Source organism: Kribbella sp. CCNWLW201 (assembly GCF_037203805.1).
Taxonomy (GTDB): Bacteria; Actinomycetota; Actinomycetes; order Propionibacteriales; family Kribbellaceae; genus Kribbella.
On record NZ_JBBCBQ010000001.1, the window covers coordinates 1,907,274 to 1,927,584 of the forward strand.

A 20,311-nucleotide genomic window follows, 5' to 3' on the forward strand; every position below is an offset into this window, starting at 1 on the left:
GCATCACCGGGCCGGCGCTTCGGCCCGGTGACGTTGCCGGGGCTACTGCCCGGTGAAGGTGAACGTGGAGCCGGGCTCCTTCACGATGTCGCCGTCGCGGGAGTTCGTGACGGTGACGTTGCTGAGCACCGCATTGCCGCGTGCGCCGCCCATCGCGAGGATGCCGGAGCCGTTGTTCGACTTGTCGATCCGGATATTGGTGAGGGCGACGTTCGGCATCTCACCGCCGCCGGTCTTGAACTGGATCCCGTCGTACGTCGAGTCGTGGATCTCGGTGTCGCGGATCGTCACCCCGGTGATCGGCAGATTCGCCGGGAACAGGGTGATCGCACCGAACTCCTGCGCCTCACCCCAGAACACCCCGCCACAGCGGTAGAGGCCGTTGTTGGCGATCAGCGTCGTCCCCGAGAACGGCAGCGGGTCGTGGTCGGTCGCCAGCATGATGCCGGGGTAGTTCATCGTGTCGTAGATCAGGTTGTTCTCGATCCGGTTGCCGTAGCCGCCGTAGATCGCGACGCCGTTGGCCCGCCACGGCAGCTGGATCGTGTTGTTCGTGAACGCGTTGTCGTGGCCGATGTCGACGGACTGATCCTTGACGTACTTGCTCGCCCAGACCGCCAGCGCGTCGTCGCCGGTGGTCCGGAAGGACGAGTTGAACACCTCCGAGTTGCGGGTGCCGTTGGCGAAGTTGATCCCGTCGGCGTAGGTGTCGCGGATCCGCATCCCGCTGAACTCCAGGCCGTCACCCGGCCCCCACAGCTCGGGGATGTTGTCGTAGTCACGGCCGACCCAGACCCCGACGTTGGAGTGCTCGATCCAGACGTTGGTGACCTTGGTCCCGGTGCCGAACCGGCCGTTCAGCGCCACGCCACCCTCGGCGTTCCCGTCGCCGCCGCGGATCCGGCCGGAGCCGAAGATCGCGATGTCCGACAGTTGCACGTTCTTGTCGATGTCGAAGCCGAAGTTGCCTTCGTGCGGGTGATTGATCCCGCCCGCGTTCTGCGGCTCGATCGTCGAGTAAAGCTGCGAATGCCACATCCCGGCGCCGCGGATGGTGGTGTTGCTGATCCCGACCTGGTTGTACTGGCCGCGGTTCAGCGGGTCGTCGGTGAGGATCTTCTTCTCTTGCCGCCACTGGCCGGCCGGGATCCAGACACAGCTGATGACACCGTTCTGGTCGTCGGTGACGGCTCGTTGGATCGCATCCGCGTCGTCGATCCCGTCGTTCGGCACGGCGCCGTACTGCGTGATCGACACACAGCCGGCGGGTTGCGCGATCGGCGGAGCGACCTGCTCCAGGTCGATCATGTCGATGATGTAGAACCCGGCGGTGTCGCCGGAGTCGCGCTGCAACTTGAACTTGGTTCCGACCGGGTACGACGTACCGAGCAGGGCCTGCGATTCGTCGAAGAGGCGGCGCGCGTCACCGCCGGGGGTGTTGGTGAGCGACTCCGGTCCGTCGCTGTTGCCGTAGAGCCAACTGTGGCGCGAGGACAACGTCAGCTTCTGCTTGTAGACGCCGTCGACGTACAGGCTGATGGTGGCGTCGATGCCCTGCCCGTTGGCCGAGTCGGGGATCGAGTTGCGAACCACGATCGAGTTGGTCGGCACGGTCGAGGTGAACTCGACGAACTGGCCGGTCGAGTTCAGCCGGACCGACTGCCGGCCGGACGACTCGGTGGCGAAGTTGGTGTGTCCGAAGGTCCGCTTCGCATCCGAGGTGAGCAGCGTGCCGTTGTAGTCGGCGGCTTCCGCCTCGTATGACGTGTAGGGCAGCGCGGCACCACGTCCGACCACGATCGACCGGGTCAACGTGTTGTTGGTTTCGTTGGTCTCGGCCACGGCATTGGTCGCGTCGGCGATCCCGATCAGGGTTGCGCCGCCGTTGGTCGCCGTCCAGGTGCCGGTCATCGCGACGTTCACGGTCGCGCCGGCCGCGATCGAGGCGGTGTTGGTGTTCAGCGTGGTGTTGCCGACGGTGAGCCGGGTGACGCTGGTGGAGCCGGAGGCCGCCGTACCGCGGTTGCTCACCGCGACAGTGAAGGAGACCTGAGTTCCGGCCGCTGGATTGGCCGGGTTGGAGGTGATCGCGGTGACTTGGAGGTCCGGGCCGGCTGCCTGGCCGACGACCAGTTGATCAGGCGACTGGAAGTTGTTGTTGCTGTCGTCCTGCTCGACGACGGCGTTGGTCGGATCGGCCACCGCGGCGACGGTGTAGTTGCCTTGGGCACGGGTTCCGGCGGTGGCGGTGACAGTGGCCGAGGCGCCGGCCGCGAGTGCTCCGACAGAGGTAGTGCCGGCGGCCGAGCCGCCGAGGAGGAAGTTCAGGCTGCTGGCCGGAGCGGCCGCAGCGCCGGCGTTCTTGACCGTGGCCGACATGGTGATCGGCGTGATCTCGGTCGGGTTGGCCGGGCTCCAGGTGACCGAGGTGACCACGAGATCCGGGTTCGGCGCCGCCGTACCGAGGACCTGGAAGTCGGCGACCTGGCCGCCGGGGGCGCCGGTGTTGCTGGAGAACTGCAGCCGCACGTCGGCGTACCGGCCGGTGACCGGGATGGTGATCGAGTTCTGGTTACCGGATGGGCTGAACTGGTAGTCGGTCTGGGCCACCAGCGAGGTGAACGTAGTGGCGGATTGCTCCCGGCCGAGGACCTGGATGGCCTGCGTCCGCGGTCCCCACACCGGGTCGGGGTTGAGCTTGACCACGACCGCGCTGAGCTCGGCGTTCGCACCGAGCTTCACGGTCAGCGTTGCCGGGAAGCCGTTGGACTCCCAATAGGTACTGATGCTGCTGTCGTTCGCGTTCGTGGCGACGAAGCCGAACACCGAGGACGACGCCTCGATCGGCTTGCCGCTGGCGAGATTGGTACCGGTCGGAGGTTCGACCGGCCCGCCACCAGGCCCGGCCAGGTCGAACTCCGACAGCTGCGCGGCCGGCCAACCGGTGTTCGCGGTGACAGTCAGCCGGACGTAGCGGGCCGACGTGGTGGCGAAGTCGATGGTGACCGTGTTGTTCCCGGCCGGCGTGAAGGAGTACGCCGTACTGCCGACGACGGTGCTGTACGACGACCCATTCGTGCTGGCCTGGATCGTGAGGGTCTGGGTTCGGGCGCCCCAGGACGCGGGGAGCTTCAGGGTCACCTGGTTGACGTCGGCGACGGCGCCGAGATCGGCCTGGATCCATTGCGGAAGGGCGTTGTTGGTGCTCTCCCAGTAGGAGTTCTGGTTGCCGTCGCCGGCGTTGCCGCTCGGATACGCACCGAGCGAGCTGCTGGCCGACAGGGTCTTGGCGAGGTTGGCGGTGACAGCTCCTGTAGCGGGTCCGGGCAGCAGGCCGGCCGCGATGAGCGCGGCCGCGAGCAGACCGACCAGGAGCCGCCAGGCAGGCTGGTTCTTCCGAGGCATGCGGTGGTCCTCCGTCGTTCGGGGCGGGGGGACGGACGAGTGCCACACCGACAAGAGGTCTCTATCGAAATTGCATGATCTTGCCAACTTCTTGCGGAGCGGTAGGTCAGAGATTGCACCGCCGTGTTCTGTTCGTCAACAGTTCGCCACCGCACGCGCGAAAACACCCCACCCCGCGGACGTCCGGGATGGGGTGTTGCCGACAACGGGTCAGGCGCGGCGTTGGGCTACTGCCGGTTGGCGCGTTAGGCGCGGCGCTGGGTGGCCCAGTCGCGGATGAGCTCGATGCGTTCCTTGAGCTGGATCGAGGACGCATGGGCCGCGGCGGGGCCGCCGAGTTTGCGGCGCAGGTCGTTGTGGATGACGCCATGCGGCTGACCGGTGCGGTGGTGCCAGGCGGCGACCAGACCGTTCAGCTCCCGGCGCAGCAGCGCGACCTGCTCGTGCGTCGCCAGCTCGGTCGGCGTCGGATCCTCGCGGTCCGACGAACCTCGCTGCGACTTCTTCTGCGCCGCGATCGACTTCGCCTGACGCTTGCGGAGCAACTCGCGGACCTGGTCCGGCTCCAGCAGCCCGGGCAGCCCGAGGAAGTCCAGCTCCTCGTCAGACGCCTGGTCGCCGCCGGTCCCGTAGTCACCGCCGTCGAACACCACTCGGTCGAAGCTCGCGTCCGAGCCGAGCGCCTCGAACTTCGCCTCCAACTCGTCGCTGGCGCCCTCGGCCTGGTTCGCCTTCGCGAGCAGATCGTCCTCGAGCGCGAAGATGTCGCCGTCCTCGTTCGAGTTCTTCCGGCCGAGCACGTGGTCGCGCTCGACCTCCATCTCGGCAGCGAAACTCAGCAGCCGGGTCACCGACGGCACGAACACCGACGCCGTCTCACCCCGCTTCCGGGCCCGCACGAACCGCCCGACCGCCTGCGCGAAGAACAGCGGCGTCGACGTCGGCGTCGCATACACGCCGACCGCGAGTCGCGGCACGTCGACACCTTCCGAAACCATCCGGACCGCGACCATCCACCGCGAGTCGCCCTCGGAGAACTTCGCGATCTTCTTGCTGGCCGCCTTCTCGTCGGACAGCACGACGGTCGGCGCCTCACCGGTCAGCTCGCGCAGCGTCTTCGCATACGCCCGAGCCGTGTTCTGATCACCCGAGATGACCAATGCGCCGGCGTCCGGCATGTGCCGCCGTACCTCGGTCAGTCGCTTGTCCGCGGCCGCCAGCACGGCCGGCATCCACTCGCCGGCCGGGTCGAGCGCCGTCCGCAGGGCCTGAGCGGTCAGGTCCTTGGTCAGCGGCTCACCCAACCGCGCCGCCACCTCGTCACCGGCCTTGGTCCGCCAGCGCATCTCACCGGAGTAGGACATGAAGATCACCGGGCGTACGACGTGATCGCGCAGAGCGTGACCATAGCCGTAGGTGTAGTCCGCCTTGCTCCGGGCGACGCCGTCCGAGCCGTGCTCGTAGGTGACGAACGGGATCGGGTTGTCGTCACTGCGGAACGGCGTACCGGTCAAGCAGAGCCGGCGCGTGGCCGGCTCGAATGCTTCCCGCACGCCATCACCCCAGCTGAGCGCGTCGCCGCCGTGGTGCACCTCGTCCAGGATCACCAGCGTCTTGAACCGCTCGGTCCGGACCCGGAAGGCCAGCGGGTTCACCGCGATGCCGGCGTAGGTGACCGCGACGCCCTGGAAGTCCTTGTTCGTCTTGCCGCGCCGGCCGGCGAACGCCGGGTCGATCGCGATCCCGGCCCGGTCGGCCGCGTCGGCCCACTGGACCTTGAGGTGCTCGGTCGGTGTCACCACGGTGATCCGCTCGATCAGCCGCCGGTGCAGCAGCTCGGCGGCCACGGTGAGCGCGAAGGTGGTCTTACCGGCTCCCGGTGTCGCCACCGCGAGGAAGTCCCTGGGCTGCTTGTCGAGATAGAGCTTGAGTGCCTCCGCCTGCCAGGCGCGCAGCTTGCTCGCGGTACCCCACGCAGCGCGGTCCGGGTAGGCCGGAGGTAGCACGGCTGGTGCAGCGGGCGCGTGCGAATCCACGGACGGCATACTCCCCCGTTAGTCGACTGTCGGCCGTGCAGGAACGTTACCTGACTTCGCCGACAAACCCCGAGTGGCGTGTCGGAGTGCGGTCCGGCTGTGGAGAAAGTTCGGGGGTTGCCGGGCGTGTCGGCCTACACTCGGGGGCATGAGTACTCAGCTGACGCCTGGCGCCGAGACGGTTGTCGACGAGCGGACACAGCCCGCGCCGGCAGAGCCCGGCGATCACGAGCGGTTCTCGCACTATGTGCCGAAGGACAAGCTGACCGAGGCGATGGTGATGGGCACGCCGGTGGTCGCGCTGTGCGGCAAGGTGTGGGTGCCGAGCCGGGATCCGCAGCGGTTCCCGGTCTGCCCGGAGTGCAAGGAGATCTGGGAGTCGCTGAACCCGGGCGACGACAAGGGCGACGAGTAGCCCCGACGCGCCGGAAGACCGGGCGGAATCCGCGCCCGGTCAGTTCTGCGTGGGGTCGTCCGGGTACGTCGCCAGGTACGCCATCTGGTCGTTCTGGCGGCGCAGGACCCGGCGCCACAGGCCGTCCGGGTGCAGGCTGAACACGTCGTCGGGTTCGGACTCGACGACGTACCAGGCGCCCTCGGTGATCTCGCCCTCGAGTTGCCCGCTGGACCAGCCGGCGTACCCGGCGAAGATGCGCATCCGCTGGATCGCGCCCTCCAGCAGCGCCGGCGGTACGTCGAGGTCGATCAGCCCGATCCGGCCGAAGCACTCGCGCCACCCCGGCGGGTCGGCCGACTCGATCACCTCGGCGACGGCGAGCGCGCTGTCGGTGCCGACGGGACCGCCCATGAAGAGCACACCGGGTTCGTTCACGGTGGTGGACCAGTCCGGTAGCACCCGGTCGACGGCCAGGTCGGCCGCGCGGTTGACCACCACCCCGAGAGCGCCGTCGTCGTCGTGATCGAGGAGCAGGATCACCGACCGGCGGAAGGGCGGCTCGTCGAGCAGGGGTGTCGCCACCAGCAGCGAACCAGTCAGGGTCGAGGCCGTCATGCACCCATCATGTCGTGCCCGGCAGCGTTTGTACTACGGACCACTCTGAAGCCGACCCACGCTCCGACGGCAACACCGACCAGATCAGCCAGCGAGTCGAGCGGATCGCCACTGCGCTGCGGCAACACGAAATGCTGGACCAGCTCGCTGACCACCGCGTTGCTGACCAGTGCCACGAGCAACCACCGCGACGGTACGCCGGTCTTCAGCCCGAGGAACGCCACCGACCCGAACAGGAACAGGTGCGCGGCCTTGTCGGCCAGCGGCAGCCCGACATCCGGTCCAGCCTGCTGCGGCGAATAGACGCCGTACAACTGCAGCAGGCAGGCCGCGACGAACCCGATCCGCCACAACCAGACCTTCACGCCCGCCCGGGTCGCACCAGCCACAGAAACAGTCATTACAGCGAAGGGTGGTCTTCCGGGTAGTGCTCGTGCGCCGGGGCCTTGCCACCCGCGGCGTCGCGAACGGCGTGCGCCACCATCGTGTGCACCTCGGGGTGGAAGACGCTCGGCACGATGTAGGAGGCGTTCAGCTCGTCGTCGGTGACGACACCGGCCAGCGCCTTCGCGGCGGCCAGCTCCATCTCGATCGACACCGCCGACGACTGGGCGTCCAGCAGACCGCGGAAGACACCCGGGAAGACCAGCACGTTGTTGATCTGGTTCGGGAAGTCGCTCCGGCCGGTGGCCACCACGGCCGCGTGCTCGCCGGCCTCGGCGGGGTCGACCTCCGGCACCGGGTTGGCCAGCGCGAACACGATCGAGTCCTCGTTCATGGTGGCGATGTCCGCGCCGGTCAGGATGTTCGGCGCCGACACCCCGATGAACACGTCCGCACCGGCCAGCGCACCCTTCAGGTCGCCGCTGTACTTCGCAGCGTTGGTGTTCTCCGCAATCCAGCGCAGCTCCGGCGACAGGCCCTCGCGCTCCAGGTGGATGACACCGGCGACGTCGGCCACGATCGTGTCCTTCACCCCGGCCGCGAGCAGCAGCTTCAGGATCGCCGTACCGGCCGCACCCGCACCGGACAGCACCACCCGCACGTTGCTGATGTCCTTGCTCACCACGCGCAGGGCGTTGTAGAGCGCCCCGAGTACGACGACCGCCGTACCGTGCTGGTCGTCGTGGAAGACCGGGATGTCCAGCTCCTCACGCAGCCGGGCCTCGATCTCGAAGCAGCGCGGCGCGGAGATGTCCTCCAGGTTGATCCCGGCGAACCCGGGGGCGATCGCCTTGACGATCTGGACGATCTCGTCCGGGTCCTGGGTGTCCAGGCACAGCGGCCAGGCGTCGATCCCGGCGAACCGCTTGAACAGCGCCGCCTTGCCCTCCATCACCGGCAGCGCGGCCTTCGGGCCGATGTTGCCGAGACCGAGAACGGCGGAACCGTCGGTGACGACCGCGACACTGTTCCGCTTGATGGTCAGCCGGCGCGCGTCGTCGGGGTTGGCCGCGATCGCCAGGCAGACCCGGGCGACACCCGGCGTATAGATCATCGACAGGTCGTCCCGGTTGCGGATCGGGTGCTTGGCCTCCATCGAGATCTTGCCGCCGAGGTGCATCAGGAAGGTCCGGTCCGACACCCGGCCGATCTCGACCCCCGGTACGGCGCGCATCGCCTCGACCAGCCGGCCGGCGTGCTCGGTGTCGGCCGCGGCGCAGGTGACGTCGATCCGCAGCCGCTCGTGGCCGGACGCGGTCACGTCGAGCGCGGTGACCAGACCGCCGGCCTGCTCGACCGCGGTCGTCAGCTTGCTCACCGTCGAGCCACCCGCGGGCACCTCGAGGCGAACGGTGATGGAGTACGAAACACTCGGCAAGGCAGTCACGCGGGTGATCCTCTCACGCCACTGGTAATGCGCCGAGGTTGTGTTCTTAAAGTGCACGGACAGGAACCTGGGTAATCCATTACTCGGACGGTTGCTCTTCCGTCAGGGAAGGGAGGATCGGTGGCGACAATCAGTGAGGTGGCGGCCCGGGCCGGGGTGTCCACGGCGACCGTCTCCCGGGCCCTGAACGGCAAGCCGACGGTCGATCGCACCTGGTCGCCCGGGTCCGCAAGGCCGCCGACGAGCTCGGCTACCAGCCCGACGGCCCGGCCCGGAACCTGCGCCGGCAGGAGGCCGCCGTCGTCGCGCTGATCATCTCCGACGTGGAGAACCCGTTCTTCACCGCGATCGCCCGCGGCACGCCTGGCCGCTCGGCAGGCCACCGCGCATTTGGTTGCCCAAGGCTACGAACGGATCGGCTAGACCTGTCCAAGGCCCCCAGATCGTGTTCGAGGTTCAGCTGCCGGAGACGGTGAGGGCGCCGGGTCCGAGCGTCTCCGCAAGACGCTGATCCGCCCGGAGCTCGTCGTACGGGCGTCTACTCTGAGTCCAGCCAGGCTCTGACCGACTCGTTGTGCTCGCCCAGTCGCGGCGGTGCCAGGTTGGTCTCGCGGGCACCGGCGTACGGCTGATCGTCGAAGCGCAGCGGCGGACCGGGCAGCTGGATCTTGCCGAGGGTCGGGTGCTCGACGTCGATGAGCAAGCCCTGGGACAGCGTCTGCTCCCACTCGTAGACCTGCTGGAAATCGCGGACTTTCCCGGCCGGAATCCCCTTGTCCGCAAGCCTTTCCAGCCACACATCGGCCTTCTCGACAGCGAACGCGGCCTCGATTGCGGCAGTCAACTCGTCGCGGTGGGCGACTCTGGCCGAGTTCACCGCGAACCGCTCGTCCGAAGGATCCAGGCCGACGATCGGTGCGAACGTCCGCCACTGTCCCTCGCTCCCGACCGCGACCTGCACGATGTCGTCCTGGGTCCGGTACAGCCCGTACGGCGCGATCTGTGCATGGTGGTTGCCGACCCGCTCGGGCAGCTCGCCCGCGACGGTCCACTTCGTCCCGTGGAACGCGTGCACGCCGACCACCGACGCGAGCAGGCTCGTCCGGACGACGCGCCCCTTCCCGGTGATCGATCGCTCGTGCAGGGCGGCCAGCACACCATAAGCGCCGTACATCCCAGCCAGCAGATCGGCGATCGGTACGCCGACCTTCGTCGGCTCGACCGCGCCGGTGATGCTCATCAGACCGCCCTCGCCCTGGGCGATTTGGTCGTACCCGGCCCGTCCACCATCCGGCCCGTCGTGCCCGAATCCGGTGATCGACAGGATCACCAGCCCCGGATTGAGCTCGTGCAACCGCTCGGTGGAGAACCCGAGCCGATCCAGCACCCCGGGCCGGAAGTTCTCGAGCAGTACGTCGGCCCGTTCGACCAACTTGGTCAGGAAGGCGTGGCCGTCGTCGGACTTCAGGTCAGCCGTCACGGACTCCTTGTTCCGGTTGGCCGACAGGTAGTACGTCGACTCGCCCTCGACGAACGGCGGACCCCAGCCCCGGCTGTCGTCCCCGCCCTCAGGTGTCTCCACCTTGATCACCCGCGCGCCAAGGTCCCCCAGCATCATGGCGGCATGCGGCCCGGCCAGCGCCCGGGTCAGATCGACGACGACAACATCAGACAGGAGATTCTGCACGCCGTCACCCTAGGCGAGAACCCGGATCCCAGCCGTGACGCGCTTCTCACGGAGATGAACCGTTCCGGGTCGTCGTACGTGTAACGAAGTGAGGACGGTCCTCACGACCAGGAGGGGAACCATGTCAGTACGTACCAGCATCGTCGCAGCGGCCACCATTCTCGCGGCCACCGCCTTCGGCCTGCCGGCTGCCAGCGCGGCACCGGCCATTCCGTTGAACGGTGAGCAGGAGGCATCGGCCGCCGATCCGGACGGTCACGGGTTCTTCACCTACACGCTCGAGGGCACCACGTTCTGCTGGACCCTCAGCTGGAAGAACATCGAGACCGCGACCGCCGCCCACGTCCACATCGGCCCCCGCGGCGTCGCCGGGCCGGTCGTCATCCCATTGTCCGTGGCCGCTAACCCAGGTTCCGGCTGCGCCACCATCACCACCGAACTCGCGGCCGGAATCAGCGCGGACCCGGGCGACTACTACGTCAACGTGCACAACGCGACCTTCCCGGCCGGTGCAATCCGCGGCCAGCTGAAGTAGCGCTAACCGCGAACTTTCCTCGCCAGGGAGGCGAGGCGATGCGTTACGTCCCGGGGCCGTTCCTGCATGAGCATGTGGCCGGCGCCCGGGTACATCCAGAGACGGGCAGTGGGGAGTTGGGCGGCCATCCGGTTCGCATGGCGGGGCGGGAGGAGGCGATCGCGGGTACCGTGCATGATCTCGACCGGGAGCTGGTCGAGGACCTTCAGCGCGTGCCCGCGATCGTGCCGCAGGATCGCCTCGAAGAAACCGCCGTACGACGGACCCGGCACGACGGCCAGATCCGCCAGGAAGAGGTCCACCTCGGCCGGATCCACCTTCTTGCCGAACACCATCTGCCGGAGCGCAGGCCGCTGCAGACGGGCGGCGGCCAACTCGAACGCACGCCGGCTGCTGACCACGCGACGCGTCGTGAGTCCAGCGCGCTGGGCCCGGCGCTCGATCCGCGCACCGACCAGGTTCACCGCCCGCGGGGCGAAGGTGGCCGCCGCTGAGTCGAACCGGTTGGGGATACCGAACGCACCAGAGCTGGCCTGGCCGGACGTCGTACTGACCAAGGCCGCCGCCGCGATCCGGGAGCCGAACAGCTCCGGCCGCTGGTCCGCGAGCGCCATCAACGTCATCCCGCCCATCGAATGACCGGCGTACACGACCGGACCGTCGCCGACCACCGTGTCCAGCACGGTGATCAGGTCGTCCGCCAACTGCTCGATCCGCTGCGACCCCACCGGCCCGGCACCCGACCGGCCGTGACCACGGTGGTCGTAGGTGACGATGCGTACGGCGTCCGGCCCGAGGATCCGCGGCAGCCCTTCGACCTGGTTGTGCCACGACCGCGTCGAGCAGGTCCACCCGTGCACGAGCAGCACGGTCACCGGGGCATCGTCCGGACCGAACTTCTCCACGTTCAGACGTACGCCGTCAGTCGTGGTCACGCCCGACCGTTCCGCCTGGATCGTCACGCAATCTCCCGTTCCCGCTCACCGGCCGCCAGGTGGGCGGCCCGCAGACGCCCACCGCGGGCACCGCGTCCGACCAGCCAGGCGATCCCGGCGATCTCCAGCAGACCGACCACGCCGAGCAGGGCGTAGCCGCCGTTCCACATCCATCGTGGCACGTCCGTCCGCTCCTCACGGCGCAACACCTGCTGTTCGTCGATGAACTCGACCGTCTGCCCGTCCGACACCTGCACAGCCGGCTTCTCGATCGCGGCGTCCTCCGGGGCGAACACCCACATCGAGACCAGGTCCCGCTGCCCGGTGTGCAGCCGGATCATCGACTTCCACTTGCCGTACATCGGCAACGCGTCCGCCGACCGGTAGGTGCCGTCAGCAACCTTCACCATCCGGTGGGTCAGGAACCCGCCGCCCTGCCAGGCCATCGCCTCGAACCACCGCGCGCCCTCGGCCGCATCGGCCGGCTCCAGCGTGACCGTCACATACGCCGTCGGCTCGGCCCCCGTGGCCACCCGCTCCAACGACACGGTCGCGGACACACCCGGCTCTGCCGAACGTGGCACACAGAAGAACACAGTCCCGAGTACGACGGCCAACCCGACGGCTCCGAGTTGATGCGTACGGCGGACGGCGACCGGACGCACGTGGCGGATCCCCGTCGCGCGTTCCTCACCGGCGACCTCGGCGTACCGGGTGGCGAGCCATGCCCCGACCAACCCGGCTCCGATCCCGGTCACGACGCCGTACCCGAGAGCCGACGGGAGCATCGACGACGGCCACGGGATCGGCATCCAGACGTGACTCCAGGCGTTCTCGGCGACCACGCCGACGGTTCCGATCAGGGCGCCGGCGACGGCACCGAGGCGGAAGCGGTTCTTGTTGCCCAGGGCAAACGCGACCGCCTCGACCAGGACCGCCTCGACGATCAGCAGCGGGAAATGACCGAGGATCCCGCCGAGCGGCTGGTCCACCGCCCAGGCGATCCCGCCGCGGATGACCAGGTAGACGGCCAGCGCGCCGAACGTCGTCCCCGGGCCTCGCCTGGCCCGCAGGACGGTGAAGGCGAGCGCGGCGCCGAACGCGATCAGGATCGGGTGCAGGATCAGCGGGAACTGCGGGACACCGTAGTTGTACTCGGTGCTGAACAGGTCCCACGCGATCAGCAATGCGCCGACGGCAACGATCTCCTGGAACAGCCGCCGCTTGTTCGTGCCCATCAGTTGCTCGACCTCGGCCAGCGCGAGCAGCCGGGCGAAGATCGACAGGACGACGCCGCCGATCATCAGCAAGTGGGTGGGACCCCACAACGTGACGTCCTCGCCGAAGAGACGGTGCCAGACGTCGTCGAGCGGGAAACCGACCAGCGCGAACGTGCCGCAGACCGTGACCAGCGCGGCGCTGCACGGGATCCGCCAGCCTTTCGTCAGCTTGATCGTGCGGGCCGGCAACGGCTTGCGGGCGAGGGCGATCGGCAGCACGCCGGACACGATCACGCCGAGGATGCCGAAAAAGATCGGATAGTGCGCCGGCGTCCCGAACGGGCCGGTGTCACGGCCGCGGGCGATGTGCACCGCGATGTCCCACCACACCCCGAAGGCGCAGGCGAGCAGTGAGACGGCGTGCAGGTACGGCGTCAGCGCGGCCCATCGGGGGACTCCGTCCAGTCTCCCGATGGTGTCCGCAAGCCTTCCTACCAGCGTGACGCGGCCGGTCCGTTCGCGCCACAGGAAGACGGCGAGTGCGACGTACATCAGCGAGACGAGCCCGGTGACGATCGCGATCTGGTCGAACGTCGCCGTACCGGTGGTTGCCAACGGGACCGCCATATCGGGTGCTCCTTCACATTGGCTATGCACCATGCTTGATGTTACATCCTCTATGTAACGTGGAGTCTGGAAGACTGTCAAGCGTGGATGCACAGGACGAAGAGCTCACCGTCGACCAACTCGCCGCCAAGGTGGGCATGACGGTCCGCAACGTGCGGGCGTACGCCGGGCGCGGCCTGATCCCACCGCCACGACTGGTCGGCCGGACCGGGTACTACGACGCCGACCATGTGGCCAGGCTCACGCTGGTCCGCGAACTGCTCGGCAAGGGCTACACGCTGGCCGCGGTTGAGCGGATGATGAGCGAACTACCGGACGGCGCGATGGCGCTCGGCGTCTTCGAGACCCTGGTGAACCCGTGGACGCCGTCCGAGCCGGAGGTCCTGGACGAACACCAGTTGGCCGAGCGGGCCGGCGTACCGCACGACCCAGCGGTGATCGCCCGGCTGGTGGAGCTCGGGATCGCCGAGCGGCAGGAGGACGGCAGGCTCCGGATCCCCAACCCCGACCTGCTCCGCACCGGCCTCGAGGTGATCAAACTCGGCGTCCCGATGCAGGCGATCTTCGAGATGCTGCCCAAGCTCTTCACCCAGGCCGACGCGGTCGCCAAGATCTACGTCGAACTCTTCCGCAGCACCGTCTGGCGCGAGTTCGCCGACGCCGGCCTCCCCGCCGAAGGCTGGCCCGAGATCCAGCGCACCCTCGAGAACATCATCCCCCTGGCCGGCCAGGCCCTGGTCGCCGCCTTCCGCGAATCCATGGCCCGCGAAATCGAGGTCGTCGCCTACGAAGAACTAGGCCTCGACCCCAAAGCCCTACCGTCAACCGGCTAACCGACCGGGCTTCGTCACCGCGTGGGCCAGCTTGTAGCGTCCGTGTTGGACCGCCCGCAGCTCGGGAACCTGTGCCAATACCTCCTCGGGTACGTCCTCCGGTTCCACCTCTAAAGGCCCGTCCACGGTGAACGAGTACGTCGCTCGGCTGCCCCGCAGCACCCACCCATCACGGCCGAGCACCAGTCCCGCACTCCCCGCGACGAAGTCAGCCGAGAGGTCCACCTGGCGGCGGCCGAAGACCTGTACGTCGTATGACGTACCCGCGATCGTCCCATCCCGCTATCCTCGAAGTGTTCGAAGGATGTGTGAGCGGTATGGGGGAACTTCGGGTTTTGGGGGTTATGGGGCGCACCGTGGTGTCGGTGCGGCGGGAGACTGCGTTCAGGGACGCGGTCTGTGCGTTGCTGGCTGCTGACGCGGGTGCGGTGCCAGTGGTGGATGACGACGGGCGGCCGGTCGGCATCGTGGTGGGTGAGGCGCTGCTGACGAAGCTGGAGTTCCACGGTGGCAACGATCCGCGGCCGATCCTGGGTGGGGCCAAGGCGCGAGCCCGGTGGCGTCAGTCGACCGCTCGGACCGCGGGTGAGCTGATGATCGGACCGCCAGTGACGGTGTACGGCGACACACGCCTCAGCCGGGCCGCGGCACGGCTTGCCGAGTCGTCGCAGCCGCTCTTGTGCGTCGTCGATCCGGCGATGCGACTGATCGGCGTACTCACGCCGCAGGACCTACTGAGCGTCTACAACCGCACCGACGATAGCATCGAGGCCGAGGTCCGCGCCCTGATCGACCGTCCCCCGACGACCGTCACCGTGCACGTCGACCACGGCGTCGTCACCCTCCACGGCAGCCTCACGTTCCGCAGCCGCGCCGAACACGCGACGTACGCCGTCCATCGCATCCCCGGCGTAGTTGCCGTCCACAACAACCTGACCTACGAGCTCGACGATCTCGCCATCACCGGCTTCTGAGATCGCCGCACGCAATCGATTGCAGTATGGTGGGCTCTCCGCCGTTGGAGAGGACCAGCCATGATCGCAGCCGCGCTGACCACGCCGTTCGAGCGCGACGAGGAGGTCATCTCGGCGGTGACCGGGCCTTGGTCTCACACGTGATCGAGGGCGGGATCCCGGCGGTGTTCGTGGCCGGGACGAACGGCGAGTTCCCCGCGTTGGACGATGCGTTGCGCGGCGGCCGCTGACGGCGCGGCTGTTTACGTCTACGTGTTCGCCGGTCTCGCCGGCACCGTCGTACCGCCTTCGCTGCTGGCCAGGCTCGCCACGATCGACGGCATCGTCGGTGTGAAGGTCAGCGGTGCCGGGATGCACGTCGTCCGCGCGTACGCCGAAGCGACTCCGGCGGGATTCGAGGTCTGGTCAGGCAACGACGCCGAACTGCCCGACGTGATGGTTGCCGGTGGCACCGGAATCGTCTCCGGCAACGCCGGCGCGCTGCCTGGTCTGTTCGCCGAACTCCTGACCGGTCACAGCGCTCAGCCGGCGGTCCAGTCCGCGGTGAAGACCGTCGACGGGAGCATCGCGAACATCAAGTATCTACTGGACCAGCAGGGTCTCCCCGGTGGCCGCTGCCGGATGGCGATCGACCCACCAGACGCCGTACGCCGAGCCGCCTTGGCCGGCCTGCTCACCCGGTCAACCGGCCGACCCTGATCGGCCGGCTGACCTGCTCAGACGGTCGGGGTCTTTCGGCGGTTGCGGAACACGAAGTAGCTTCCACCGGCGACGAGTACGACTATGACAGCCGCGCCGATCACGATCCAGGTGGCGCCGGTGTAATCGTCCGGATCGGCGTCCTGGGCACCAGGCGGATTCGGATTCGGCGACTCGGTCGACCCGAGCGTCGGCGACGGCGTCGGATCCGCGACCGGCTGCACCGCCACCGTGGTCGCCGCACCGGACGCCGAGGCAACCGGCGCCATGGCCAGCAGGACACCGAGCAGCACAGCACCTAGCAACGAGAAACCCTTGGCTCGCATACCGGCCCGGTGCCCCTGGCCTTCCACGCCAAACTACCCAGCTCAGTACAGAGCCTGCCGGAACTTCCACGTGTCCGTGTAGTGGTAGTAGCGCTTCAGTTTGTCGTCCTCGAGCTCCCACACGTGGGCGAACGCCGCGTCGAGCGGCCGGCCGGTCTGCCGAGCCGTCGCGCTGTACCGCCCGAGCACCACCACGAAGTCGCCTCCGTCGATGAAGCGTTCGATGCTGAGCCGGAAGTCGTCGAATGCCGCCATCAGCGCGCCGAAGACATCCTGAGCCACGGCCTCACGGCCCTTGTGAACGCCGCCCCAGGGCAGTCCCTCTGCGGCATGCCATTCGACATCCGGGTGGAAGCTGTCCAGGACGGCAGGCAGGTCGCCGCGAGCGAACGCCGCATAGGATGCTTGGGCGATGTGAACGTTGTTCTCGGACATGACTGATCCTCCAGTTCGATGATGGCGGCCTCAGGCCGGGCGCCAGGCCAGCCGGATGCTGACCGCGATGAACCACACGAAACCGAGCACGATGGCGAAGAAGCCGATGCTGCTGACCGGCAAGGACGCCAGGCCCGCGAACAGCGCAGCAGCAAGCAGACCGCTAGTGATCGTGAGCCACCTCGGCAGCAGTGCGTGACGTCGGCCTGCCAGCGCCATCGCCGTCATGAACGTTGCAATCGGCAACCACATGAGGACGAAGGTGAGACCGGAGAGGTCGAGGAGCGCGCGGGCTGTCTCGGTGTCGATGCCCTCGCTCGCCCTGGCAACCGCGGCGAACTGGGCGCAGCAACTGACGAGACCGAGCGAGACCGCCACCAGCCCCGCGCCGAGGCAGACACCGGACAGGATCCCGGAGCCTTCCTCCCGCCGCCGAATCTCCTGTGAGACATGGACACTGAACACCAGCAGCGCGGCCAGGGCGAGCGTGCCGATCCCACGTCCGACCCAGTAGCTCCCACTGGCGGCGGCCTCGGCGGCACTCGCCAGATACTGCTCGACCTGGACGAGAGAGTCGCCCGCACGATCCATCGGGGTCGGCGGCTCACCCGCGCGGTTGATGGTGTCGTCGCCGATCACGATGCCGAGCGTGAACAACGCTCCGCAGGCCGCAGCGGTACGTCGACGACGCGAGCCGCCCGTGGATCGCAGCCGTTCTCCGGCCACTGATGTCGAGTCCATCGGGTGCCTCCGTGGTGTCTGTTCGCGATGTTGCCTCGGACACCGACGACGCTACGAACGCCGTACCGGCTGCACATCGAAGCCAGCCCCCGTCTTCGGTGCCGGATTCCGCAGCCCACGTTCCGGATTTCCGCACGCCGGACTGGGGATCGCCTCCTGGACCGCCCGGCCCGGCGCTGGGAGAATCCGAAACATGGTGATCCCGGCACCGGTTTGCCGGATTCTCGCCGTCATCAGCACACTCGCGTTGTTGTCGGCCATCCCTGTCGCCGCGCTGGTCTTCGACAGGGACATCTCCGCACGGCTGCTCGCGTTCACCTGCGGCTTCCTCGTGCCGTTCGCGGCGACCGGGCTGTATGCCTTCTGGCGGCGGCCCGATCTCCCGGTGGCCAGACTCCTGCTCACCGCCGGCTCGCTGTGGGCGCTTTTCGCGTCCGGAGATCTGCTCCTGCGTGCGGTCCTGGAGCGGGATCCGGACCGGCAGGGGCTCTGGATCGCGAACCTGGTCCTCATCGGCGTGGGCTGTGCGGCCTTCTCGGTCGCCTTGACCCTGCTCGCACTGTTTCCCGACGGCCGTTACCAGCGTGCCTACGAGCGCCGCTTGATCCGGGCGGTCTGGGGGCTGCAGGTCGTCGTACCGGTCCTTGCGGCCTTGCTGACACCGCGGTTCCATGTCGCGTACGACGGCAGCACTCCGGAGATCTCGAATCCGGCGGCGGTCGGACCCGAGGTCTTGGAGAAGCTGCCTGAACTGCTGTTCAGCGTCTTGGCGACGAGCTTCCTGCCCGTGGGTGTCGCTTTGCTCGCGTTGCGCTATCGACGGCTCGGCATCGAGCAGCGGTCCCAGGTCCGATGGCTGCTGTGGGTCTGCATCGTGGGTCTGTTGGCCGGCATCGGGCTGGCTCTGCTCTCGGCCCGTCGGAGTGGAGTGGTCGATATCGCCTACCTGATCGTCGGCTATGGCTTCCTGGCCCTCGTCCCGGCGGCGATCCTCGTCGCGATCTTCCGGCACCGGCTGCTGGACGTCGACGTACTCATTCGCAAGTCGCTCGTGTACGGCACGCTGTGGCTGCTGATCGTCGTCGTTTATGTCCTCGCCGCCGCCGCACTGGGGATCGCCGTGGGCGGCCAGGTGCCGGTGACCGTGGCGATCGTCCTCACCGTCATCGCGACGCTGGCCTTCCAGCCGGCGCGGCGCAGGCTCGAACGGCTGGCCAACCGCTGGGTCTTCGGCGAGCCGACCAGCCGCTACGAACTGCTGGCAGCATTCGGCGCCGATCTGGAGCGCACCCTCAGTCTCGACGAGCTTCTCCCCCGGCTGGCTGCCACGGTCCAGCGTGGACTCGACGCGAGCTGGGCGCGGATCTCGGTCACGCAGGGCTCAGTACTGGTGCCTAGAGCAACGGCCGGGATCGAGCCCAGGACGGGCGAGCCGACGCTGAGCTCGCGTCTGCTCGTTGCCGATGCGAACACGCCGGTGGGCGTGATCGAGTGCGGCCCCCGGCGCGAGGGGAAGTACTCCGATCAGGACCGCTCCCTTCTGGAGACCCTCTCGCGCCAGGCCGCTTTGGCGGTTCGCAACGCCGGGCTCGCAGCCGAACTCTCCGCCCGGCTCGACGAGATCCGGATCCAAGCCGACGAGCTGGCGGCGTCGCGGTCCCGGATCGTCCATGCCCAGGAAACAGAGCGGCGGCGGATCGAGCGCAACATCCATGACGGCGTCCAGCAGGAACTGGTCGCCTTGATCGCCGGACTCAGGCTGGCACGCAATCAGCTCGAACGCGATCCAGGCGCGGCTGGTCCGACCCTTGCCGGGCTTCAAACCACAGTCACTGCGACGCTCGATGATCTGCGCAATCTGGCTCAGGGAATCCACCCGGCAGTGCTCAGCGACAAGGGTCTCTTTGCCGCACTCGAGGCGAGGGTCAGGGCAGCACCGATCGCGATCGCCATCACTGCCGATCCGGCGACTCGTCAACTGCGCTTCGACGACGATGTCGAAGGAGCCGCGTACTTCTTCGCCTGCGAAGCGCTGACGAATGCGCTCAAGCACGGTATGGCAGCCTCGGTCGAGGTCAGAGTTCACCACGATCATGGCTGGCTGAGCCTCGAGGTGGGCGACGACGGGATCGGCTTCGAGCCGCTCGATACCCCCAGGCGAGGACTCGCCAATCTCGAGGACAGAGCCGCTGCGCTGGGTGGTCGATTCCAGCTCGAGAGCCGACCGGGCGCGGGTACGAGGGTCCGCTGCCGGCTCCCCGCAACGATCCGCGAGGTGGCACATGTCTGAGCGGCTGCGGGTCGTCATCGCCGAGGATCACTACCTGGTTCGCGAAGGTGCCCGCCGACTGCTCGAAGACTCCGGCGAGGTCGAGGTGGTGGCCGCGGTCGGCACCGCGACAGAACTGCTCGATGCGGTTCGCCGGCTCTCACCCGACGCCGCGATCACCGACATCCGGATGCCACCGAGCCACCGCGTCGAAGGTATCGAGGCCGCCCACCGGATCCGTGCGGATCACCCCGGTGTCGGCGTGGTGGTGCTCTCCCAGCACGCCGACCCCGAGTACGCGGCCGAGCTCCTCAAGCACGGTGCCGCCGGGCTCGCTTACGTACTCAAAGACCGGTTGGGTGAGGTCGACGAACTGGTCAGGGCGCTTCGTGCGGTCGTCGCCGGCGGATCGGTGATCGACCCGACCGTGGTCGAGTCGCTGCTCCGAGACAGGACTCGCGACGAGAATTCGCCACTGGCCGGACTCGCACCGCGAGAGCTCGAGGTGCTGCGAGAGATGGCTCAGGGAAGGACCAACAAGGGAATCGCTGCCACTCTCATGCTGTCCGAGTCCTCGGTCGAGAAGTACGCGCATTCCCTCTTCACCAAACTCGGTCTGGCCCAGGAGTCGCAGCTGCACCGACGCGTGCAAGCTGTGCTGACGTTCCTGCGCGAGTCCGGCCGCCTGTCCTGACGCTGCTAGAATGACGGCGTTGGCCTTCGGACCTCGCTGCTGCGATGCGCGT

The 20,311-nt window shown here is 68.1% G+C and carries 20 protein-coding genes; 8 read left to right on the forward strand and 12 right to left on the reverse strand.

Features of this window, described 5'->3' with window-relative positions; genetic code table 11:
* Window positions 1–42: 42 nt before the first annotated feature.
* Both V9K99_RS09255 and V9K99_RS09260 read right to left on the reverse strand, forming a co-directional pair.
* Window positions 43–3,405: a CARDB domain-containing protein gene (locus V9K99_RS09255; protein WP_337002515.1), complete on the reverse strand. Its 3,363-nt coding sequence runs from the start codon at window positions 3,403–3,405 to the stop codon at window positions 43–45.
* 245 nt (window positions 3,406–3,650) lie between these two features.
* Window positions 3,651–5,441, reverse strand: a complete 1,791-nt coding sequence (locus tag V9K99_RS09260) for a DEAD/DEAH box helicase (protein WP_443137115.1) — start codon at window positions 5,439–5,441, stop codon at window positions 3,651–3,653.
* Between the two features lie 148 nt (window positions 5,442–5,589).
* On the opposite strand from V9K99_RS09260, the gene V9K99_RS09265 reads away from it, so the two are divergent.
* Window positions 5,590–5,856: a DUF3039 domain-containing protein gene (locus V9K99_RS09265; protein WP_337002511.1), complete on the forward strand. Its 267-nt coding sequence runs from the start codon at window positions 5,590–5,592 to the stop codon at window positions 5,854–5,856.
* 39 nt (window positions 5,857–5,895) lie between these two features.
* Here the strand turns inward: V9K99_RS09265 and V9K99_RS09270 are convergent, their stop codons facing one another.
* The 3 genes from V9K99_RS09270 to V9K99_RS09280 are packed head-to-tail and all read right to left on the reverse strand — an operon-like array spanning window position 5,896 to window position 8,284.
* On the reverse strand, window positions 5,896–6,453 hold the full coding sequence (locus V9K99_RS09270; RefSeq protein ID WP_132211073.1) for a YqgE/AlgH family protein: 558 nt from the start codon (window positions 6,451–6,453) through the stop codon (window positions 5,896–5,898).
* Window positions 6,450–6,854, reverse strand: a complete 405-nt coding sequence (locus V9K99_RS09275; protein WP_337002505.1) for a VanZ family protein — start codon at window positions 6,852–6,854, stop codon at window positions 6,450–6,452. The genes V9K99_RS09270 and V9K99_RS09275 overlap by 4 nt, the downstream gene beginning before the upstream one ends.
* A complete protein-coding gene (locus V9K99_RS09280) occupies window positions 6,854–8,284 on the reverse strand; it encodes an NAD-dependent malic enzyme (RefSeq protein WP_337002503.1) in 1,431 nt (476 codons plus the stop codon). Before V9K99_RS09280 ends, V9K99_RS09275 begins: the two co-directional genes overlap by 1 nt.
* A 120-nt stretch (window positions 8,285–8,404) precedes the next feature.
* Between V9K99_RS09280 and V9K99_RS09285 the strand changes: the two genes are divergently transcribed.
* Window positions 8,405–8,596, forward strand: coding sequence for a LacI family DNA-binding transcriptional regulator (locus V9K99_RS09285; protein ID WP_337002501.1), 192 nt, complete (start codon window positions 8,405–8,407; stop codon window positions 8,594–8,596).
* A 226-nt stretch (window positions 8,597–8,822) separates the two neighbouring features.
* Here V9K99_RS09285 and V9K99_RS09290 read toward each other — a convergent pair whose 3' ends face one another.
* Window positions 8,823–9,971 (reverse strand): CaiB/BaiF CoA transferase family protein, encoded by a 1,149-nt coding sequence (locus V9K99_RS09290; RefSeq protein WP_337002499.1) that lies wholly within the window; start codon window positions 9,969–9,971, stop codon window positions 8,823–8,825.
* 121 nt (window positions 9,972–10,092) lie between these two features.
* On the opposite strand from V9K99_RS09290, the gene V9K99_RS09295 reads away from it, so the two are divergent.
* Entirely contained in the window at window positions 10,093–10,506 is a 414-nt protein-coding gene (locus tag V9K99_RS09295; protein WP_337002497.1) for a CHRD domain-containing protein, read from the forward strand.
* 2 nt (window positions 10,507–10,508) lie between these two features.
* Here V9K99_RS09295 and V9K99_RS09300 read toward each other — a convergent pair whose 3' ends face one another.
* Together V9K99_RS09300 and V9K99_RS09305 are read right to left on the reverse strand one after the other, a co-directional pair.
* Window positions 10,509–11,468 carry an alpha/beta fold hydrolase gene (locus V9K99_RS09300; protein WP_337002495.1) on the reverse strand — a complete coding sequence of 320 codons (960 nt, stop codon included), beginning with the start codon at window positions 11,466–11,468 and terminating at the stop codon, window positions 10,509–10,511.
* Entirely contained in the window at window positions 11,465–13,288 is a 1,824-nt protein-coding gene (locus tag V9K99_RS09305) for a hypothetical protein (RefSeq protein ID WP_337002493.1), read from the reverse strand. Before V9K99_RS09305 ends, V9K99_RS09300 begins: the two co-directional genes overlap by 4 nt.
* 83 nt (window positions 13,289–13,371) lie before the next feature.
* Between V9K99_RS09305 and V9K99_RS09310 the strand changes: the two genes are divergently transcribed.
* On the forward strand, window positions 13,372–14,121 hold the full coding sequence (locus V9K99_RS09310; RefSeq protein WP_337002491.1) for a MerR family transcriptional regulator: 750 nt from the start codon (window positions 13,372–13,374) through the stop codon (window positions 14,119–14,121).
* Here V9K99_RS09310 and V9K99_RS09315 read toward each other — a convergent pair.
* A complete protein-coding gene (locus V9K99_RS09315; protein WP_337002489.1) occupies window positions 14,110–14,346 on the reverse strand; it encodes a hypothetical protein in 237 nt (78 codons plus the stop codon). The two genes, V9K99_RS09310 and V9K99_RS09315, sit on opposite strands and share 12 nt — an antisense overlap.
* Window positions 14,347–14,465: 119 nt before the next feature.
* Here V9K99_RS09315 and V9K99_RS09320 point away from each other — a divergent pair, with 119 nt between their 5' ends.
* The gene (locus V9K99_RS09320) at window positions 14,466–15,095 is read left to right on the forward strand and encodes a CBS domain-containing protein (protein ID WP_337336381.1); all 630 of its coding nucleotides are present in this window, start codon (window positions 14,466–14,468) and stop codon (window positions 15,093–15,095) included.
* 207 nt (window positions 15,096–15,302) lie between these two features.
* Window positions 15,303–15,794, forward strand: a complete 492-nt coding sequence (locus V9K99_RS09325; protein WP_337002485.1) for a dihydrodipicolinate synthase family protein — start codon at window positions 15,303–15,305, stop codon at window positions 15,792–15,794.
* Between the two features lie 17 nt (window positions 15,795–15,811).
* On the opposite strand, the gene V9K99_RS09330 is transcribed toward V9K99_RS09325, so the two are convergent.
* Genes V9K99_RS09330 through V9K99_RS09340 form a run of 3 tightly spaced genes read right to left on the reverse strand, consistent with a single transcriptional unit; the run spans window position 15,812 to window position 17,194 of the window.
* On the reverse strand, window positions 15,812–16,120 hold the full coding sequence (locus V9K99_RS09330) for a hypothetical protein (RefSeq protein WP_337002483.1): 309 nt from the start codon (window positions 16,118–16,120) through the stop codon (window positions 15,812–15,814).
* Window positions 16,121–16,162: 42 nt separating this feature from the next.
* The gene (locus V9K99_RS09335; RefSeq protein WP_337002481.1) at window positions 16,163–16,555 is read right to left on the reverse strand and encodes a nuclear transport factor 2 family protein; all 393 of its coding nucleotides are present in this window, start codon (window positions 16,553–16,555) and stop codon (window positions 16,163–16,165) included.
* Window positions 16,556–16,585: 30 nt separating this feature from the next.
* Window positions 16,586–17,194, reverse strand: coding sequence for a hypothetical protein (locus tag V9K99_RS09340; RefSeq protein ID WP_337002479.1), 609 nt, complete (start codon window positions 17,192–17,194; stop codon window positions 16,586–16,588).
* Between the two features lie 10 nt (window positions 17,195–17,204).
* Between V9K99_RS09340 and V9K99_RS09345 the strand changes: the two genes are divergently transcribed.
* Window positions 17,205–19,586 (forward strand): sensor histidine kinase, encoded by a 2,382-nt coding sequence (locus V9K99_RS09345; RefSeq protein ID WP_337002477.1) that lies wholly within the window; start codon window positions 17,205–17,207, stop codon window positions 19,584–19,586.
* On the forward strand, window positions 19,579–20,259 hold the full coding sequence (locus V9K99_RS09350) for a response regulator transcription factor (RefSeq protein ID WP_337002475.1): 681 nt from the start codon (window positions 19,579–19,581) through the stop codon (window positions 20,257–20,259). Before V9K99_RS09345 ends, V9K99_RS09350 begins: the two co-directional genes overlap by 8 nt.
* Window positions 20,260–20,311: the final 52 nt, after the last annotated feature.

Bases quoted from the DNA above. Each gene is read 5' to 3' on its own strand.
- V9K99_RS09255 (WP_337002515.1), bottom strand. From the start codon at position 3,405: ATGCCTCGGAAGAACCAGCCTGCCTGGCGGCTCCTGGTCGGTCTGCTC.
- V9K99_RS09265 (WP_337002511.1), top strand. From the start codon at position 5,590: ATGAGTACTCAGCTGACGCCTGGCGCCGAGACGGTTGTCGACGAGCGG.
- V9K99_RS09270 (WP_132211073.1), bottom strand. From the start codon at position 6,453: ATGACGGCCTCGACCCTGACTGGTTCGCTGCTGGTGGCGACACCCCTG.
- V9K99_RS09275 (WP_337002505.1), bottom strand. From the start codon at position 6,854: ATGACTGTTTCTGTGGCTGGTGCGACCCGGGCGGGCGTGAAGGTCTGG.
- V9K99_RS09295 (WP_337002497.1), top strand. From the start codon at position 10,093: ATGTCAGTACGTACCAGCATCGTCGCAGCGGCCACCATTCTCGCGGCC.
- V9K99_RS09305 (WP_337002493.1), bottom strand. From the start codon at position 13,288: ATGGCGGTCCCGTTGGCAACCACCGGTACGGCGACGTTCGACCAGATC.
- V9K99_RS09320 (WP_337336381.1), top strand. From the start codon at position 14,466: ATGGGGCGCACCGTGGTGTCGGTGCGGCGGGAGACTGCGTTCAGGGAC.
- V9K99_RS09325 (WP_337002485.1), top strand. From the start codon at position 15,303: ATGCGTTGCGCGGCGGCCGCTGACGGCGCGGCTGTTTACGTCTACGTG.
- V9K99_RS09330 (WP_337002483.1), bottom strand. From the start codon at position 16,120: ATGCGAGCCAAGGGTTTCTCGTTGCTAGGTGCTGTGCTGCTCGGTGTC.
- V9K99_RS09335 (WP_337002481.1), bottom strand. From the start codon at position 16,555: ATGTCCGAGAACAACGTTCACATCGCCCAAGCATCCTATGCGGCGTTC.
- V9K99_RS09350 (WP_337002475.1), top strand. From the start codon at position 19,579: ATGTCTGAGCGGCTGCGGGTCGTCATCGCCGAGGATCACTACCTGGTT.